The following is an 18097-nucleotide window of genomic DNA, read 5'->3' as shown; positions in this document are numbered from 1 at the left end:
AATGTCCCCTATAAATTATAGGTTACATTCCGCTTAATATAATATTAAATTTGTTCCGTGTTTACGGGTTCACTTCACAATCAGGAAGCCTTATTTTTGTTTAAGTCATAAATTATTTTTAAGCCAAATATTCCCAGTGCCTGATCTTCTTCCATGGCATAAATTTCATTTTCAAGAAGACCTGCCATGGCACCAGTGGTTAAAATTTTTGTATTATTTTTATTGAGGGAATAGGTCTTTATTATTTCATCAACTATTCCAAGGACAGCCTTTCTATAGCCAAAGTAAATCCCTCTTTGAATTGCCTTTTCTGTATTCTTGCCAATTATATCTTCTGGCTTTTTTATTTCTACTAGGGGAAGTTTTGCTGAACCCCTAACTAGTGAATCTTGGAGAAGGCTAATGCCTGGAAGAATTAATCCTCCCATAAATTCTTTTTTTGCATTGATATAGTCAATAGTGGTAACTGATGATGCAGAAATTATTATTATATTTTCTCTGTATCTTTGAGTTGCTGCCACTGCCCTTATTATTCTGTCTGTGCCAACTTCTCTTGGGCTTTCACATTTTATATTTAAACCAGTTTTCACTCCAGCAGAAATAACCATGGGACTCTTGCCAAGTATGTCTCTTGAAATGATATCGTAGCTTGAATTAAGTTCAGGCACAACTGATGAAAGTATGATGTCAGATATGTCAGATAAATCTATTTTTTTGTCCATGAGTATAAGCTTAATAGTTAGCTTAATTTCTTCAGTGGACCTATTTTTGTCAGTCATTATAGAAAATTTCGTGACAAGTCTTTCATCTTCAAATATGCCAAAATTGGTATTTTTATTGTTTATATCAATTGCAAGTAACATATTAACCCTTCCTTGCTTTCAAAGCTTTTATAACTGCAGTAGTGATAATAACAGAAAGTATTGCTTCAGGTATGCCTGATGTCACAGAGACACCGAGGATTGCTGACTTTGCACTTTCCATTGGGATATTTAGGGCTTCTACATATCTCTTTGCATAGATTAGATAAATTTCTCCAAGGACTAATATTGTATTAGTCATGGAACCTACAAAGGCACCTATGGCAATAGGGAAGTCCTTTTCGCTTGACTTAAAGGAATAAACTAAAAAGCCAAGGCAAAGAAGTAGAAGTATTACTACAAAAGTAATATTTAAAGTTGAGCCATCGCCAGTTATGTTCTTATAAAGTAGGAATGCCAAGAATATTGAAACAAGTCCCCACAAAACTTTTGTAAGATTTCTCAAATTTTTGTCTTCAAGCTTTTTCATTGCTGTGTAAGAGTAATAAGAAGTTATACCAATTAAAACTCTAGGCACAACTGAAATAAGTGGATTGTAGAAGACAAAGGCAACGGGACTTGCGTTTCTTAAAATTGCATTTAAGAGAGAGGACACTCCAAATATAAGTCCAACAAGTGCGCCCACAATAGGGCCTTCAGCTATAGCTGCAATTATTACAGGTATGTGCATAGTTGTGGCGTTGATAACTCCAAGTGGAATAAGTCCAAGGGGAGTTAGACTTAATACAACTGTGATTGCACCAAGCATAGCAGCTATTACTAGCTTTCTGTTACGGTCAGTAGTTTTATTCATTTTTACCTCCAGATAGGGTTCATAAAGATACCCTTCATGCATCAAAATTATTTGATGCTGTTATAACTTACTAGCCCGCCGGAATCTTTTGCTGAATAAATTGCATTGGCAATAGACCTAGAAATTGTCTTTGCCGCAAGTATTCCCACTAAGTTTATATCTGCATCAACTTCGCCACTTGCAAGTGTAAAAATAGTATCTCCATCGTTCATGGTATGGACTGGATTTATACTTCTTCCATAACCATCATGAGCCATTTGTGAGATCTTGTTACAGTTTGCCTTTGTTAGCCTTGCATTTGTCGCTATGACAGATATAGTTGTGTTGGCTGGGCTAAATTGATTATAATCGTTTAAGCTCTTTTCGTAAAGACTATTTGTGTCTAAAAACTTTTTATTTGCCCTGTCATAAACTCCACCGATTCTTTTTCCAGCTTCATAGTCAAAAATATCTCCAAGAGCATTTAGGGCGACAATAGATGACACGACGAGGTCACCAACTTTTATTGATGACTGACCTATGCCTGACTTCATGGCAAAGTCATTGCCCAAAATTTTTCCAACGCTTGCGCCACAACCTGCACCGAAATTACCCTCTGTTTCATCTTTTTCTCTTGCAGACTTTGCAGCCTCATAGCCCATCTTAAAGTCGGGTCGAACTTTGGCATCACCTAGAGCCAGGTCAAATAGGACAGCACCAGGAACTATGGGGACTACGCCCACACCCACATCAAAGCCCGCATTTTTTTCTTCCAAAAATTTCATTATGCCGCCGCCAACATCAAGACCATAGGCAGAGCCGCCAGTTAAGAAAACCCCGTGGACCTTTTGAACTAAATTTTCTGCCCTTAGAAGATCAGTTTCACGAGTGCCAGGTCCAGCACCACGAACATCAACACCTGCAGTAAAACCATCTTCGCACAAGACTACACTTGTACCAGTTAGGGCGACATCATCTTCTGCGTGACCAAGTTTAATTCCTTTGACATCAGTTAAAAATCCTTCGTACATATTTCCTCCTCCATAAAAATTTTTTATTCAAATTAATTTATCAAAAGCCCCATCACTGATGAGGCTTAATTTTTTATAACTATTTATTTTTTCTCTTTTCATTAACGGATACGACTTTATCCTTAAAAGTGTAGTCCTTGTCGCGTCTGTCGTCGATTTTTACAACAGAGTAAACTCTATTTGCTCCAGCCTCAAAGACAGACTCCTGCATCCTTCTTATTACTTCATATAAAACTGAAAGATCCTTGTGAGATATAACTGTGCCCATGGGGTTTAGTTCATAAGTTAGTCCTTCCACTTCTCCAATTGCATCAAGGGCACCTGCTATGTACTTACTTACAGATGTCTTTTCTGTTCCAATAGGTACAAGTGTTAATTCTGCTACTGCCATTTTTCCCTCCTAATTTTTTATTCTCGGCAAATTCCAATTTTTCTTTACAGCCAAAAGCCTGATGATTAAAACTGCAAAAAAGCATATGACCATTGAAATTTGATAGTTACAAAAATGTCTTGCTATTATAAAAGTTGTGGCACCAAGTATGCAGGCGCCAGCGTAAATTTGCTCTCGAAAGATAAAGGGAATAGTCCCTGCCAAGACATCTCGAATCATTCCGCCACCAACGCCAGTAATTGATCCCACAAAGATCAAAAGAAATTTTTTGTCATAGCCAAGGGAGATTGCTGTCGCCATTCCCGTTATGGTAAAGGAGGCAAGACCAATGGTGTCTGTTATAATCATAAATTTATTCATAAATTTCATCCAATGGCTGTTTTCGAAGTCCTGCTTAAGTGAATAAAAGATAAAGACCAAAATCGAAAAGACAGTGGATATTATTGCGTTAGTTGAATTTTGGAACATCTTTGGCGGTGTTATTCCAAGGACTAGGTCGCGAATGAATCCACCTCCAAGAGCAGTCACTAGACCTAAAACGATTACACCTAGTATGTCCATCTTCTTTCTGCATCCAAGTATGGCACCAGAAATTGCAAAGGCAATGGTGCCAATGATGTCGAAAAATACATTTAATTCTAAATAATTTCCATTCATGCATTCATTATATCAAAGTTTAAATTTATGAAGTGAGAAATTTCAATAATTTGAAAAAATTTTTTTAAACTTTGTTATAATAATACTATTGGAGGGATTATGAGCTTACTTATAAAAAATATTTCTTATTTAGATATAGAAAGAGAAAAAATTATTGACGGTGCAGATATTTTTATTGAGGGCAATAGGATAAAAAAAATCGGCGAAAATTTAAGCCTTGATGCAGATGAAGTCTTTCATGGTGAAAACAAACTTCTTACACCAGGCTTTGTAAATGCCCACACTCACCTTGGCATGTCCTACTTTAGAAATTATGCCGATGACTTGGCACTAATGGACTGGCTAGAAAATGAAATTTGGCCAATAGAAGCAAAGTTAAATGCCGAGGACATCTATTGGTCTTCTATGCTATCTATCATTGAAAACATAAAATCTGGCGTTACAAGTTTTTGCGACATGTATTACGAAATGGATAGGGTTGGCGACGCTACAGTTGAATCTGGCATTCGTGGAGTTCTAACTCGTGGCATGACAGATGTAGATGGCAAGGGCGAAGAAAAGCTTGAAGAATTTGACCAGCTTTACAAGAACTATCAAAACAAATGCGGCGGCAGGATAAAAGTTGTGCCAGCACCTCACGCAATTTACACTTGTTCCACAGAATTTTTAAGAGAAATTGCAAAGAGATCAGTGGAAAGATACGATCATCTTATTCACATTCACTTATCAGAAACTTTAACAGAAGTGGAAAATTCAAAAAAAGAATATGAGGTGACGCCAATAGAATATGTGAACACCCTTGGCCTTTTAGATAGCCAAATAATTGCAGCTCACTGCGTTCACATTACTGATGAAGAAATTGAACTTGTAAAGGACAAAAAATTTTACCCAGTCTATAATCCATCATCAAACCTAAAACTTGCCAGTGGCTTTACGCCAGTGGATAAAATGTTAAAGAACAATATAAAATTGGCTATGGGCACTGACGGCGATTCATCAAACAACAACCAAGACTTTGTAGAAGAAATGCACATAGGTGGCATTGTCAACAAGGCTGTTACCATGAATGAAAAAGCTGTGCCAGCCATAGAAATTTTAAAGATGGCAACAGTAAATGGGGCAGAGGCACTTGGCTTTGAAAAGCTTGGACTTATAAAAGAAGATTACCTTGCTGACCTTGCAATTTTTGATTTAGAATCAAATTCCTTTACACCGAGAAATAATCTCATCTCAGCTCTTGTCTATTCAGCAAACTCTCATGATGTGGAGTCAGTAATATGCGACGGCAAATTTATCATGCGAGATAGGGAGCTTGTAAATGTAGATGAAGAAAGAGTTAGACAAGTAGTTAAGAAAAGATGGGAAGATATAAAGGAAAGATAAAAATTTATGAGAGAAAAACTTAATATTAAAGATATTTTTAAAATTATTTTAAAAGTAATAATTTTACTTGTAGGAATAGCTCTACTAACTGGTGGAGCCTTGCTTTTATTTTCACTAATATTTTATGGACAAACTCATTTTAAAAGTGATTATAAAAATGCTAATCTTGTCATGTTATTAGGAACAACGGGACAAATTTCGGCAGCAATATTATTTGTGAAATTTATTTTAAAGAAGAAATTTGACTACATCTTTTTCAAAAGAGATAAGCTTGCAAAAAACATTGCCCTTGGCTTATTTTTTGGATTTTTGCAAATTTCCATTTATGTACTTGTAGATTTAGGAAGAGGAGTCCTTGGATATAATGGAATTGAACTAGGAAATCTTAATTTAATTTTCTTAGGGTACTTTATTGGATTTTTCATTCAATCAACATCAGAAGAAGTTTTGGTGAGAGGTCTTTTAACAAGAGCCTTATTTGATAAATTTGGAAAGAAAATTGCAATAATTTTGCCATCAATTTTCTTTGGACTTTTGCATCTTGGCAATGAGGGCGTGACAATTTTATCCACGCTAAACACAATTTTAGTGGGAATATTTTTTGCAAAATTATTATTTTACACAGACAATATAATGGTGACCTCTGGAGCCCACGCAGGCTGGAACTTTTCCATGGCTATGATTTACGGCTTAAATGTAAGTGGCTTTAGTGGCTTTGACAGCCTACTTAATTTTAAAATTTTAAATTATGCTCTCTACGACAAAGTTTACGGACCAGAGGGCAGCATAGTAGTGACTTTTATTGAAATTATTAGTATTTTAATTATATTTTATTTAGAAAAAAGAAAGGGAGTAAAAAATGGATGATAAAAAAATAGTTTATTCAGGGATTCAACCTTCAGGTTCCCTAACTATTGGAAATTATATTGGAGCCTTGAAGAACTTTATTGGACTTCAAGACGAATACAACTGTTTATATTGTATAGTTGACATGCACGCCATAACTGTGGCACAAGAGCCAAAGGACCTTAGAAAGAACACCCTTGATGTCCTTGCTCTTTATCTTGCAGCAGGTCTTGACCCAAAGAAGTCTATAATTTATATTCAATCTCATGTGCCAGCTCACGCTGAACTTGGCTGGGTCCTAAATACAATGACAGGCCTTGGTCAACTTCAAAGGATGACACAGTTTAAGGACAAGGCAAAAAAATACACTGATGTCCAAGCAGGACTTTTAAATTATCCAGTCCTAATGGCGGCAGATATTTTGCTTTACAATACCTCCTATGTGCCAGTTGGCGAAGACCAAAAGCAACATATTGAAATAACAAGGGACTTGGCTCAAAGATTTAATTCAAGATATTCTGAAACTTTTACAATTCCAGAAATTTTGACACCAAAGGTGGGGGCGAGAATCATGTCTTTAAAGGATCCATCTTCAAAAATGTCAAAGTCCGATCCCAATAAAGACGCCTTTATTTTAATTTTAGATTCAGAAGATGACACTAGAAAGAAAATAAAAAGAGCAGTAACAGATTCCTCAGGTGAGTTTAGGTATTCAGATGAACAAGCTGGACTAAAGAACCTCATCAACATTCACGCATCCTTCTCTGGCATGAGCCCAGAAGAAATTGTTAAGAAGTACGAAAATCTTGGCTATGGAGAATTTAAGGAAGACTTGGGAGAAGTTGTAGTTGAAGGCCTAAGACCACTTAGAGAGAGATTTAAAGAAATTAGGGACGATAAGGCATATCTTGAATCAGTCTACAAAGAAGGAGCAGAAAAGGCATCCTACCTTGCTAACAAAACTCTAAGAAAGGTTTATAAAAAGGTTGGCTTTATCCCTAGATAATCGAATTCTTATTGATTTCAAAGGATTTTTGTGGTATCTTTTATATTAATTGGGAGGTGCTCAATGAATAAAATAATAATTGTAGTAGCCATTAACTTAATAGGTGCAGGAGTCTTATATAGATATAATGCTAATGAAGCTGCAGCTATTGGAATAATTGGTGGAGCAGACGGTCCAACTCAAATCTATACAGAAACAAATAAAAAGACTGACAAAGATAAGGGTATAGAAATAATCGGTGGGGCAGACGGTCCGACACAGATTTATACTGAAAAGAAAGAAAACAAAGACAAAGATAAAGGTATAGTAATAATTGGTGGGGCTGATGGTCCAACACAGATTTATACTGAAACAAAATAAAAACAAGCAATAAAAAAGAGGGTTGTAAAAATTTATATTTAGAGAGAGACCATTTGCTGAAAGGTCTTTATAAACTTTACGATTGTAGCTTTTTTGCTTCTTTGGTGAATTTAGTAGCCAAAGACGACTTATCTCGTTAAAGATTTTAAAGTGTTTATTGAAAAATAAAAATTAAGGTGGTACCGCGTCTTTCGTCCTTAGGGATGGAGGACGCTTTTTATTTTTAAATTATAAAAAATATACAAAATATAAATTTCGAGGAGGAAAAATGAAAGACTTAAACAAAACTTATGATCCAAAGGATTTTGAAGAGAAAATTTATGACTATTGGATGGAAAATAATTATTTTAGGGCAGAGGTTGATGAAAATAAAAAACCTTACTCTATTGTAATGCCACCTCCAAATGTAACAGGCAACCTTCACATGGGTCACGCCCTTAATAACACAATTCAAGATGTCTTGATTAGGACAAAGAGAATGCAAGGCTACTCTGCCCTTTGGATACCAGGCACTGACCACGCATCTATTTCTACAGAGGCAAAGGTGGTAGAAAAACTTAGAAACGAAGGCATAGACAAGGAAGACATTGGTAGAGAAAAATTCTTAGAGCGTGCTTGGGACTGGACTCATGAATATGGCGGAAATATAGTAAATCAACTTAAAAAACTTGGAATCTCCTGCGACTGGTCAAGACAAAGTTTTACTCTTGACGAAAATTTATCTAACGCAGTAGAAGAAGTTTTTATCGAACTTTATGAAAAGGGATTAATTTATCGTGGCAACAGAATTATAAACTGGTGTCCATCTTGCGAAACTTCAATTTCTGATGCAGAAGTTGAGCACATTGAAACTGATTCAAATATTTGGTACTTCAAATATCCCTTTGCAGACAGGGAAGGGGGAATTGAAATTGCAACAACAAGACCAGAAACTATTCCTGGAGACCTTGCCATTGCAGTAAACCCTAATGACGAAAGATACACTGACCTTGTTGGCGAATATGTAATGATTCCAGTAATGGGCAACAAAAAAATTCCAATTATTGCCGACGAGTATGTTGAAATGGACTTTGGTTCTGGTGCAGTAAAGATCACTCCATCTCATGACCCTAACGACTTTGAAGTTGGATCTCGCCATGATCTTGGTCAACTTGTTATCATGGATGGCAAGGGCTATCTTAATGAAAATGCAGGCGATTATGCTGGCATGGAAAGATATGAAGCGAGAAAGAAAATAATTGAAGACTTTGAAAAGCTTGGCTACTATATTGGCAAGAAGCACCACCACAACGCTGTCGGTCACTGCGAAAGATGTAAGACAGTAATCGAACCCCTAATTTCAAAGCAATGGTTCGTAAAGATGGCACCACTAGCAAAGCCTGCTCTTGAAGAATATAGAAAGGGCAACCTCAACATCGTCCCTGAAAGATTTGGAAAAATTTATGAAAATTGGCTAGAAAATATTCGCGATTGGAATATTTCAAGACAATTGTGGTGGGGACACAGACTTCCGGTTTGGTACTCTGACTCAGACGATGAAATTGTAATTTCAAAGACTGACCCATCTAACACAAAGGGACATGAGGGCAAGACTTACACCCAAGATGAAGATACACTTGACACTTGGTTCTCATCTGCCCTTTGGCCTTTCTCAACAATGGGTTGGCCAGAAAAAACTCCAGAATACGAATATTTTTATCCAACAAATGTCCTTGTAACTGGCTACGACATAATTTTCTTCTGGGTAATAAGAATGGTCTTCTCTGCCCTTGAACAAACGGGCAAGCTACCTTTTAAGGATGTACTTTTAAATGGACTTGTAAGAGACGACCAAGGCAGAAAAATGTCTAAGTCACTTGGAAATGGCATTGACCCACTTGACATCATAAGAGACTATGGTGCCGACGCTCTAAGATTTACTCTTGTAACTGGAAACACACCAGGCAACGACATGAGATTCTACACAAAGAGAGTTGAAGCCAATAGAAACTTTGCCAACAAGCTTTGGAATGCAACGAGATTTCTCATGATGAATATGTCCGATGAAATTACTGACTCAAACTTCGATGTAGAAAAACTTCACTACGAAGACAAGTGGATCCTTTCAAAACTACAAAAAGTTATAAAATCAATAACAGAAAAAATCGAAAAATATGACATTGGACTTGCAGCAGATGACATCTACGACTTCATCTGGTCAGACTTCTGCGACTGGTACATTGAAATAGTAAAACCAGTTTTATATTCTGATAATCTTGAAGAAAAGACAAACACAGTAAAAGTTTTACTTTATGTATTAGAAAATATTTTAAAACTCCTTCATCCATTTATGCCATACATCACAGAAGAAATTTGGCAAGCCCTACCTAATAGGGAAGACGCCCTAATTGTTTCTAAGTGGCCTGAATACAAGGAAGACCTTGTCTTTGAAAAGGAAGAGAGAGCTACAGAATATATTGAAAATGCAATTCGTGAAATTAGAAATGCAAGAAGTGAAATGAATATCGAAAATTCAAAAAAATCCAACACTCTTGTCTACACTAAGGATCCAGAAGTGAAGGAAATTTTTGAAGAGATGAAGGGACTTTTACTAAACCTTGGCTATTCAAATTCTGTTGAAATAACTGAGGATGAAGGCAGAAAAAATTCAGAAAATATTGCCATAGTTCTCGACAAAGCAGAAATTCAACTTCCACTAAAGGAACTTGTGGACTTTGAAAAGGAATTAAAGAGACTTCAAAAGGACAAGAAGGATGCAGAGGCTGAACTAAAAAGAGCCAAGGGTAAACTATCTAACCAAGGATTTGTTTCAAAGGCTCCAGCAAAATTAATTGAAGAAGAAAAAGAAAAAGTTACGAAGTACGAAGAAATTTTAAAGACAGTGGAAGAACAAATTGCAAAGGTTGAAAAAAATCTATGACATACACTGAAGTTGTAAAAAACATTGAAAAGAGAATTGGAAAATTTAAGTCCAAGGGCAACCTGAGAATCAAAAAGTTCTTGGAAAAAATTGGCTCTCCCGAAAAAAATTTAAAAGTAATTCATGTGGCTGGAACCAATGGCAAGGGCTCAACTGTAAATTTCATAAAAGACATCCTAAAGGAAGATTATAAAGTTGGATCCTTTGTTTCACCTCATCTCATAACTTACTGTGACAGAATAAAAATTGGCGACCAGGAAATTTCACAGGAAGACTTTGCAGAAATAGGCCAATTTATAATAAGTAAGGAGCCGAAAATAATTGAGGACTATGGTGAGTTAAACCTCTTTGAATTTTTGACCATAATGGCAATAATTTACTTTGATAGAGAAAAAGTTGATATCGCAGTTTTGGAAGTTGGCATGGGAGGCCGTGCCGACTCCACAAATATTTTCACCAGCCGCGAAAAATTAATTTCCATTATCACATCAATTTCCATGGATCACATGGAATACCTTGGCGACACCATAGAGGAGATTGCAGATGCCAAGGCAGGCATAATAACAGATCATGGACTTGTCCTTACAACAAATAGGGACCCAAAAATTCTCGGAGTAATAAATAGGGAAGCAGAAGAAAAGTCCGCAGAAATTTATTACAGCAAAGACTTAGAAAGTGAAATTATAAAGTCCGACCTAAAAGGAATTGACTTCAAGGTAAAATTAGGTGACTGGGAAGAATTTTCTCTCACACAAATTGGTGACTACCAAGTGGAAAATGCCCTGGGAGCAATTTATGCCCTCTACCTTTTAAACAAGAAAGGAATTATAAAAATTTTCACAGAAAAAATTAGGGAGAGAATAAAATCTTCAAGATGGGCTGGCAGAATGGAAATTGTATCGAGAGATCCTCTAATAATTTTAGATGGCGCTCACAACTTTGACGGCATCAAAAAATTAGTGGAGTCCATTGATAATTTTAAGTTCAAAAAACTTTACCTCATCATGTCAATTTTGTCAGACAAGGAGCACAAGAAGATGCTTGAAGAAATTTCATCCTACACAGATGAAGTCGTCTTCGTGAACTTGGACTACAAGAGGGGGACAAGTCCAGAAGAATTAAAAAAAGAAGCATCAGACTATGGACTTAAGGCAGAAGTCATGAGTGTTGAAGATGCCATTAATCATTACAAGGAAAAATATGAAGATGGCGATTTAATTTTAATAACAGGCTCTCTTTACTTTGTGAGTGAGGCAAGGGCAGAAATTTTAAATTACGACTATAGGGTTTAAAATTTTATTATTTAGAAAATTTGTAAGAACTTTGGAATAAAGTTTTAAAAATAATTTTATATAATGATTGCGGTGATAATATGAAAAAGATTAGATTCGCAGTTATTATTTTTTTAATAATTTTTCTTGTAAGGGGATTTTCCATCCACAGAAATAGGATTTCAAGTGAGATAAGTTTAAAAGACAGTGAAAATTTTACAAGAGGCGAAGATTTGTCAGACAAAATAAAAATAATAAAGGAGAAGGCAAAAAAAGATGAGGGCTATGAATTTGTCTACGAAAATATTGACAAGCTCCCAGACAAAATGATAAAGCTTGCCGCAAAAAGGGAAGAGGCCCTGGGTTTTATACTTGGATACTTAAAAGATGATAAAAGTCTTGCGAAAAAAAGTGAAAGTTTTGGTGTAAATAATCCAGTGAAATTTTATCTACAATTTGATCCTCGTTGGGGTTACGAAAAATATGCAGGCGGACTAATTGGCACGAGAGGTTGCATGCCAACGACTCTCTCCATGGCTTTAAGCGGCTGTGGGATAAATAGGAGTCCAAAAGAAATTGCAAAGTTTGCAGAAAAAAATGCTTATGTTGAAGCGGGCATGAGTTCATGGAATCTTATAGAAGATTATTTAACAAAAGAGGGTTTAGGAGTTCGAGGAATTATGAAAAGTGAAATAATTAGTGAACTTGAAAGTGGAAATCTTGTAATTTTATCTTTCAAACCAGGCATTTTTACGGATACAGGACACATAGCTTTGGCATGCGGTCTTGATAATGAAGGGAGAATTATTTTAAACGACCCAAACTCTGTTTATAATTCAAAAAACAGATGGCAGTACGATAAAATAAAAAAAGAAATAAAAGCAGCTTGGGCTGTTGAAAAAAATAAATGATAAAAAATAATAGTTCGCTTCCTATTAGGAAGATCTCATACACAATAATTTTCACACATTCACGCATACTCAAAAAACTTCACAAAATCAAAAAAATAAGACCATGGATTTTTTCCATGGTCTTTTTAAGTTTAAGTTAAATTATTTTGTTTCTTTAACTTCTTCTTTTTTGTCGTCTTTCTTTTCGTCTTTAACTTCCTTTTTGTCTTCTTTCTTTTCTTCTACTTTAACATCAGCCTTGAAGCCAAGTTGTTCTTTAGCTTCAACAAGTGCCTTAAGTTCATTTTCAAATTGTTCAGCAGTAGCTTTTTCGTCATCTAGTAGAGATTTTGCAGCTGCAACAGCATTTTCAAAGTTAGATTTTACTTTGTCGTCAGCCTTTTTGTAAGCTTCAGATTCACGAACTTCTTTTTCATTAACAAGTTCTTTTTTAACAGCTTCTTTAAGTTCTTCTATTTTAGGAGCAACTTTTTCTTCTTTAGCAGCTTCTTTTTCAGACATTAATAAAACAGTGTTAGTAGCTTTGTCAAAGTCAACGCCAAAACCAAGAGCTTCGCCTAGATCTCTAAGCTTGTAGTAATTGCTGTCGTCAACCTTGTATGAAGTAGCAGTAAGAGCCTTGTCGCCAACCATTACCTTGTCGTTAGTAAGCATTCCTTTAGATTCAGCCTTAACTTCTTTTTGGTCAGTTTCAGCAACCTTGTAGTCAGCACCCTTAGTTAGAGTAACCATTGCGTCCTTGTATTCAACGCCAAATTTAGCCTTAGTGTCTTTTAAAACAGCAGCTAAATCTCTAAGTTTGAAGTAGTTGTATCCGTCAATATTGTATCCGTAGATTACAACATCTTTTCCGTCAAGCTTAACTTTTTGAGTAGTAGCCTTAACATCTTTAGATTCAACTTTTTCTTTTACTTCTTCCTTAACTTCTTTAGCGTCTTCTTTAACTTCCTTTGCAACTTCTTTAGTTTCTTTTACAGCTTCTTTGCCTTTTTCTTCAACTTTTTCTTTTGCATCAGTCATAGCTTCTTTAGCGTCTTTAGCAATTTCTTTGCCAGCTTCCTTAGCGTCTTTTACCATTTCTTCAGCCTTAGTAGTTTCTTTAACTGGAGCCTTTACTTCTGGAGCAGCAAAAACTGGGCTTGCAGTAGATAGTAGCATGATACCTGCTAAAGATAGTGATGTAATTTTTTTGTTCATTTTTTATTCCTCCTAAAAAATATAAGTTAATCTTATTATACAGAAAAGGGATAGGAAATCAATTCCAATCCCTAAATTTGTGACTTATTTTTACATTTTTAATAATTCTGTAACATTAATATTTAGAATAAGCGTAGACAAAACCGCCGCTTGCATCAATTGCTATGAGGCTAGATTTTGTGTAGAAATTATAAGTTCCAGCTTCAGGTGTAACTTGTTGGTTGGCATTTAACTCATTTTCTTTTAAAAATCTTTTCTTATCGCCAACAATATCCATAAATTCTCTTGCAACCTTCTTTGATTCCTCTTCACTTAAATGTTTTTCCAAGAAAGGATATTTTTCGTTAGGGAAGTAGTCAAACTTATAGAAAGTTAAATTATTATTTTTGTCGAAAACAAATCTCATAGATAAATTTTTCTTTTCATAATCCTTTAAAAATAATTCATAAACCTTGCCGTCTTCCACTTCTTCAACCCTAATGACGCCGTCCTTTAAGTAGTCGCCAAGGTCAGTTACCTTTCTTAGCTTATCAATAAGAGCAAGGTCCTTGCCGTCCTTAGCTGGATCTAGGTCGCGAGTTGGATCTTTTTCGTAGCCATTGTCGATTGCACAGTAAAACTCTTTTTCATTCCACTCAAGTTTAGCATCCATGGCATTGGCAAGAGCCCTTGCAGGCACATAAACTCTGTCCTTTAAGATGAAAGTAGGAGAGTCAATTGTGTAGAGGATATCGTCAATCCTATACTCATTAGAATCAACATAAAAAATAATTTTCTTGCCCTTGTTGATAATCTCAACCTCTTTAGTGTCCCCTTTCCAATTAACATCGGCGCCTAAATTTTCAGAAACAAGGCGAAGGGGAATGTGGATCCTGTCATTTTTAACAATAAAGTCCCTCTCGAAGACCATATTATTTATGACTAGAGTCATCTTTTTTTCGCTCCTAGCACTTACGCCAGTGAAGAGTAATAAAAAAGATAACAAAAATAAAAATTTCTTCTTCATAAAATCACTCCTTTAATATATTATAACACTAATAAAAAAATAAAGAATTTACAATAAAGTTAAGATTTCAACAAAAAAACTTCTGGAAAAAATCCAGAAGCCTTAACTTTTTATGACAAACTTTTCGCCACAAGATTTACAAGTAACCCTAATTTTGCCCTTGTCCTTTGGCACCTTCATTTCAAACTTGCACTTGGGACATCTTATGTACTTGTAAACTTTTCTATTATCATATTTAGTTTTTGAAGATGAAAATTTTCTCCTTAAGGGATCAACCGTAGATAAAAATTTTTTGTTCTCAGCATACCTTGCACTAATGTCCCGAGAAAAAGCCCTGTAATAAGAATAGCCAATTAAGACTAAAGAGGCAGCAGATAGGGCAGCCGTCTTTACAAATAAATTTATAATAAGAAGAATTAGAGCAAGAAATAAAATAAATTTACCCAGCTCATCTTGACCGTATCTTCCAATCATAAACTTTCTCATCTTTTCTTTAAAGTTCAAAAAAACCACTCTTTCTAATATTCTTTTATTTAGATATCTTACCCATTTAAGAATTTTTAAATCTAAAAAAATTACAGGAGCTCTTAAAGAAATCCGAAAAAATATTTACAAATACACGCGAAGTGATATAATATAAATGTAAAAAGGGGTGTTATTATGGCTAATGTAAATTTAAACATAAGACTAGATGAGAATTTAAAAAATGAATTTGGAAGAATTTGTGAGTCTATGGGTATGAGTATGTCTACAGCCTTTAATGTTTTTGCAAAAGCTGTTGTTAGTGAAAGAGCTATACCTTTTGAAGTAAAAGAAACTAATCCAATAGTTGCAGAATTTGATGACATGGAAAGTTTTAGAGAGTATGTAGATAGATTATGAAAAGAAAAATACAGGTTAGATCATCTTTTAAAAAAGATTTAAAAAGATTAAAAAAATCAAAATATGATTTAGAGAAACTTTATACATTAATCGAATTACTTGCAAATGATGAAGTTTTAGAAGAGAAATACAAAGATCATAAATTAACGGGAAATTATTTTGCTTGCAGAGAATGTCATATAGAACCTGATTGGTTATTAATATATGAAAAAATTGATAATAATTTAATTTTAATATTAAACAGATCAGGTTCTCATAGTGATTTATTTTAAGAGAAAATAAATAGCAGTAGCAAAAATTTATTTTGCCTGTTATAATGTAAAGACAGCAAAATTATATGGTCTGTAAAAAGTTTTTTAGATTTTACATGAAATGTAAAAAAATTATAAAAATATTTTAAAAAATAGTTGACAAAAAATAAAAGCTTCAGTATAATATATTTTGTTGTTAAAACTTCATGCGGGAATGGCGGAATTGGCAGACGCGCTAGACTTAGGATCTAGTTCCAACGGAGTGGGGGTTCAAGTCCTCTTTCCCGCACCAACAATAGGCACACAAGTTAGCTTGTGTGTTTTTTTGTGTCCTTTTTTAAGATAGCTGACAAAAACTATTTAGAGAAATTTTATAGAAAATAATAACAAATAAAATTCATGCCTGCACCAAAATATTTACAATTAAATTACATTTGCAAGAATCCGAGAAATTCTCTTTTTTAAAAATTTCTATAGAGTATAATGTAAAGTATTGGAGGAATTATGAAGAAGACTTTTAAAATATTTTTTGCATTTATACTTATAATTTTAATTTTCATATATATAACGGGACTTTATTTCTTTAGAGATAGGTTTATGCCAAGGACCTATGTCAACGGCCACGACTTTGGACTGACAAAAATTTCCGAATTTGAAAAAAATTACGAAGAACTTTCCAAAAATTTCCAATTGGACATCCTTGCCAAGGACAAAAAAAATAATGACAAGATTACAGCAGAAGAAATAAAATTTGAAGAAAAAATTGGCAGCGGCTTTGTGGATCAGACTCCACTTTACTGGCCCTTTGCATCTCTAGTGGACAAGCACTACCAGCTTGACACAATTTTAAAATACGACGACCAGGCTCTCACAAATAGACTAAATAGCCTAAAGGCAGTGCAAAACCAGTCCATTCATTCAACTGATGCCAAGATTATCTACGACAAGGGCGACTTTAAAGTAGAAAAAGAAGTTTATGGCGATTTTATAAAGCGAGATGAACTTAGACAAGCAGTCTTAGGTCATTTTGCCGACAAAAAAGAAAAATTAAACCTTGAAGAAGAAGGCCTTTATATAGAGCCAAATATCAGGGCAGATTCTGATTACATCAAAAATCAACTGGAATCCTACAAGACTCTTTACGATAAAAAAATCACAATCGACTTTGACGATAGAAAAGAAGAAGTGACAGGTCAGGGCATAATCGCCATGTATTCCAAGGCTGATGACGGAAGCCTCGTCATTGACGAAGAAAAGGTGACAAAGTTCGTGGAAAAACTTGCAGCAAAGTACGACACCTTTAGGACATCAAGAATATTTAACGCCACAGGCATTGGGACAGTAAAAGTTGACGGCGGCATCTACGGTTGGATCACCGATAGACAAAAGACAAAGGACGAAATAATCGCTGCACTAAAAAGAGATGAGCCAGTTACCATAAAGCCAATTTACAGGCAAGATGCAGTGTCAAGGACAGTGGACGATGTGGGCAACACCTACATTGAGGTGGACCTTGCAAGGCAAAAACTTTGGTACTACAACAAGGGCAATTTGGAAATTGAGACGGACATAGTATCAGGCAACCCAACCCTTGGCAACGGAACACCAACGGGCACAGACAGAATCTGGTCTCGCGAGAGAAATAGGTACCTCACAGGCGAAACCTACCGCTCAAAAGTTTCCTATTGGCTCCCTATTAATTGGTCAGGCGTGGGACTTCACGATGCCGATTGGAGATCAACTTTTGGTGGAAAAATTTACCTAAGTGGCGGCTCTCACGGCTGCGTAAATATACCGCCAGCAGTGATGAAAAACCTCTACCCAAAAACCTTTAACGGCATGCCAGTAATAGTCTATGACTCAACAAGGCAAAAAATAGCATCACCAGCCCCAGCACCAACACCACCAGCTGCACCAGCCCAACCATCACCAGCAGGGCAACAATAAAAACAATAAAAAAAATCGACCATGAGTAAAAAACTCAGCAAATGGTCGATTTTTTCTTAAAATTTTTATAAAAAACTAATCGAGAAAAAGCTCTTGATAAACAAATAACTTAGCAACAATACCCAACTTGTTGATGTGTTATAAGGAGAACACCTTCAGCTATAACCGTAGACTAATGTGAGTGCATAAAATAAGCAAAAAAATCGGTTATGCGTTAAAAATTTTCAACTGTTTGAGTTCGAAGAACGAGTTTTGAAAATTTAGCATGACCGATTTTTTTGGACTTTCAGCGCGTGGGGTTCAAAGGGGGTGGTTTAAGGAGGGGGAAAAGGGGCCTCGCAATGCCCCTTAACCCCCTCCTTAAAAATATATTAGAAATAAAAACTCCATATTAAAAAAATTTTATAAAGAAAGGATTTTTTTATTTGTTCTTAAAGCGAAGCTT

General features: G+C 35.3%; 18 protein-coding genes, 1 tRNA gene and 1 other annotated feature. Of the genes, 11 read left to right on the top strand and 8 right to left on the bottom strand.

Annotated features, from left to right (window positions below; all coding sequences use genetic code 11):
* Positions 1-80: 80 nt before the first annotated feature.
* The 5 genes from WMO19_RS02880 to WMO19_RS02860 form a co-directional block, all read right to left on the bottom strand.
* Positions 81-863 (bottom strand): type III pantothenate kinase, encoded by a 783-nt coding sequence (locus WMO19_RS02880; protein ID WP_349170134.1) that lies wholly within the window; start codon positions 861-863, stop codon positions 81-83.
* A 1-nt stretch (position 864) separates the two neighbouring features.
* Entirely contained in the window at positions 865-1614 is a 750-nt protein-coding gene (locus WMO19_RS02875) for an ECF transporter S component (protein WP_349170133.1), read from the bottom strand.
* 47 nt (positions 1615-1661) lie between these two features.
* Entirely contained in the window at positions 1662-2624 is a 963-nt protein-coding gene (locus tag WMO19_RS02870; protein ID WP_349170132.1) for a P1 family peptidase, read from the bottom strand.
* Positions 2625-2703: 79 nt separating this feature from the next.
* Positions 2704-3015 (bottom strand): MTH1187 family thiamine-binding protein, encoded by a 312-nt coding sequence (locus WMO19_RS02865; protein ID WP_019125724.1) that lies wholly within the window; start codon positions 3013-3015, stop codon positions 2704-2706.
* 9 nt (positions 3016-3024) lie between these two features.
* Entirely contained in the window at positions 3025-3672 is a 648-nt protein-coding gene (locus WMO19_RS02860) for a trimeric intracellular cation channel family protein (protein ID WP_349170131.1), read from the bottom strand.
* A gap of 99 nt (positions 3673-3771) precedes the next feature.
* Here WMO19_RS02860 and WMO19_RS02855 point away from each other — a divergent pair, with 99 nt between their 5' ends.
* The 7 genes from WMO19_RS02855 to WMO19_RS02825 all read left to right on the top strand — a co-directional run bounded on the left by WMO19_RS02855 (position 3772) and on the right by WMO19_RS02825 (position 12369).
* Complete coding sequence (locus WMO19_RS02855; RefSeq protein WP_349170130.1) at positions 3772-5055, top strand: amidohydrolase; 1284 nt, start codon at positions 3772-3774, stop codon at positions 5053-5055.
* Between the two features lie 6 nt (positions 5056-5061).
* Entirely contained in the window at positions 5062-5922 is an 861-nt protein-coding gene (locus tag WMO19_RS02850) for a CPBP family intramembrane glutamic endopeptidase (RefSeq protein WP_349170129.1), read from the top strand.
* Positions 5915-6907, top strand: a complete 993-nt coding sequence (gene trpS, locus WMO19_RS02845; protein ID WP_349170128.1) for a tryptophan--tRNA ligase — start codon at positions 5915-5917, stop codon at positions 6905-6907. The genes WMO19_RS02850 and trpS overlap by 8 nt, the downstream gene beginning before the upstream one ends.
* A 63-nt stretch (positions 6908-6970) precedes the next feature.
* On the top strand, positions 6971-7267 hold the full coding sequence (locus tag WMO19_RS02840) for a sodium ion-translocating decarboxylase subunit beta (protein ID WP_349170127.1): 297 nt from the start codon (positions 6971-6973) through the stop codon (positions 7265-7267).
* Positions 7268-7469 (top strand) — a binding site (T-box leader).
* A 66-nt stretch (positions 7470-7535) separates the two neighbouring features.
* The gene (locus tag WMO19_RS02835) at positions 7536-10187 is read left to right on the top strand and encodes a valine--tRNA ligase (RefSeq protein ID WP_349170126.1); all 2652 of its coding nucleotides are present in this window, start codon (positions 7536-7538) and stop codon (positions 10185-10187) included.
* On the top strand, positions 10184-11479 hold the full coding sequence (locus tag WMO19_RS02830) for a bifunctional folylpolyglutamate synthase/dihydrofolate synthase (RefSeq protein ID WP_349170125.1): 1296 nt from the start codon (positions 10184-10186) through the stop codon (positions 11477-11479). The genes WMO19_RS02835 and WMO19_RS02830 overlap by 4 nt, the downstream gene beginning before the upstream one ends.
* Positions 11480-11559: 80 nt before the next feature.
* Positions 11560-12369, top strand: coding sequence for a C39 family peptidase (locus WMO19_RS02825; RefSeq protein ID WP_349170124.1), 810 nt, complete (start codon positions 11560-11562; stop codon positions 12367-12369).
* A gap of 141 nt (positions 12370-12510) precedes the next feature.
* Here the strand turns inward: WMO19_RS02825 and WMO19_RS02820 are convergent, their stop codons facing one another.
* The 3 genes from WMO19_RS02820 to WMO19_RS02810 all read right to left on the bottom strand — a co-directional run bounded on the left by WMO19_RS02820 (position 12511) and on the right by WMO19_RS02810 (position 15085).
* Positions 12511-13566: a hypothetical protein gene (locus tag WMO19_RS02820; RefSeq protein WP_349170123.1), complete on the bottom strand. Its 1056-nt coding sequence runs from the start codon at positions 13564-13566 to the stop codon at positions 12511-12513.
* A gap of 115 nt (positions 13567-13681) precedes the next feature.
* The gene (locus WMO19_RS02815; RefSeq protein ID WP_349170122.1) at positions 13682-14572 is read right to left on the bottom strand and encodes a copper amine oxidase N-terminal domain-containing protein; all 891 of its coding nucleotides are present in this window, start codon (positions 14570-14572) and stop codon (positions 13682-13684) included.
* 102 nt (positions 14573-14674) lie between these two features.
* Positions 14675-15085, bottom strand: coding sequence for a hypothetical protein (locus WMO19_RS02810; protein ID WP_349170121.1), 411 nt, complete (start codon positions 15083-15085; stop codon positions 14675-14677).
* Between the two features lie 147 nt (positions 15086-15232).
* Between WMO19_RS02810 and WMO19_RS02805 the strand changes: the two genes are divergently transcribed.
* The 4 genes from WMO19_RS02805 to WMO19_RS02790 all read left to right on the top strand — a co-directional run bounded on the left by WMO19_RS02805 (position 15233) and on the right by WMO19_RS02790 (position 17652).
* The gene (locus WMO19_RS02805; RefSeq protein WP_205051809.1) at positions 15233-15454 is read left to right on the top strand and encodes a type II toxin-antitoxin system RelB/DinJ family antitoxin; all 222 of its coding nucleotides are present in this window, start codon (positions 15233-15235) and stop codon (positions 15452-15454) included.
* On the top strand, positions 15451-15726 hold the full coding sequence (locus WMO19_RS02800; RefSeq protein ID WP_349170120.1) for a type II toxin-antitoxin system YafQ family toxin: 276 nt from the start codon (positions 15451-15453) through the stop codon (positions 15724-15726). Before WMO19_RS02805 ends, WMO19_RS02800 begins: the two co-directional genes overlap by 4 nt.
* A gap of 187 nt (positions 15727-15913) precedes the next feature.
* Positions 15914-15997: transfer RNA gene (locus WMO19_RS02795), tRNA-Leu, on the top strand.
* A gap of 212 nt (positions 15998-16209) precedes the next feature.
* Positions 16210-17652 (top strand): L,D-transpeptidase family protein, encoded by a 1443-nt coding sequence (locus tag WMO19_RS02790; protein WP_349170119.1) that lies wholly within the window; start codon positions 16210-16212, stop codon positions 17650-17652.
* Positions 17653-18097 lie beyond the last annotated feature (445 nt).

The organism is Peptoniphilus hominis (ex Hitch et al. 2025) (assembly GCF_040096015.1).
GTDB lineage: Bacteria > Bacillota > Clostridia > Tissierellales > Peptoniphilaceae > Peptoniphilus_A > Peptoniphilus_A hominis.
Note: the sequence above shows the minus strand (reverse complement) of the source record. Positions and strands in the feature narration are given on the sequence as shown.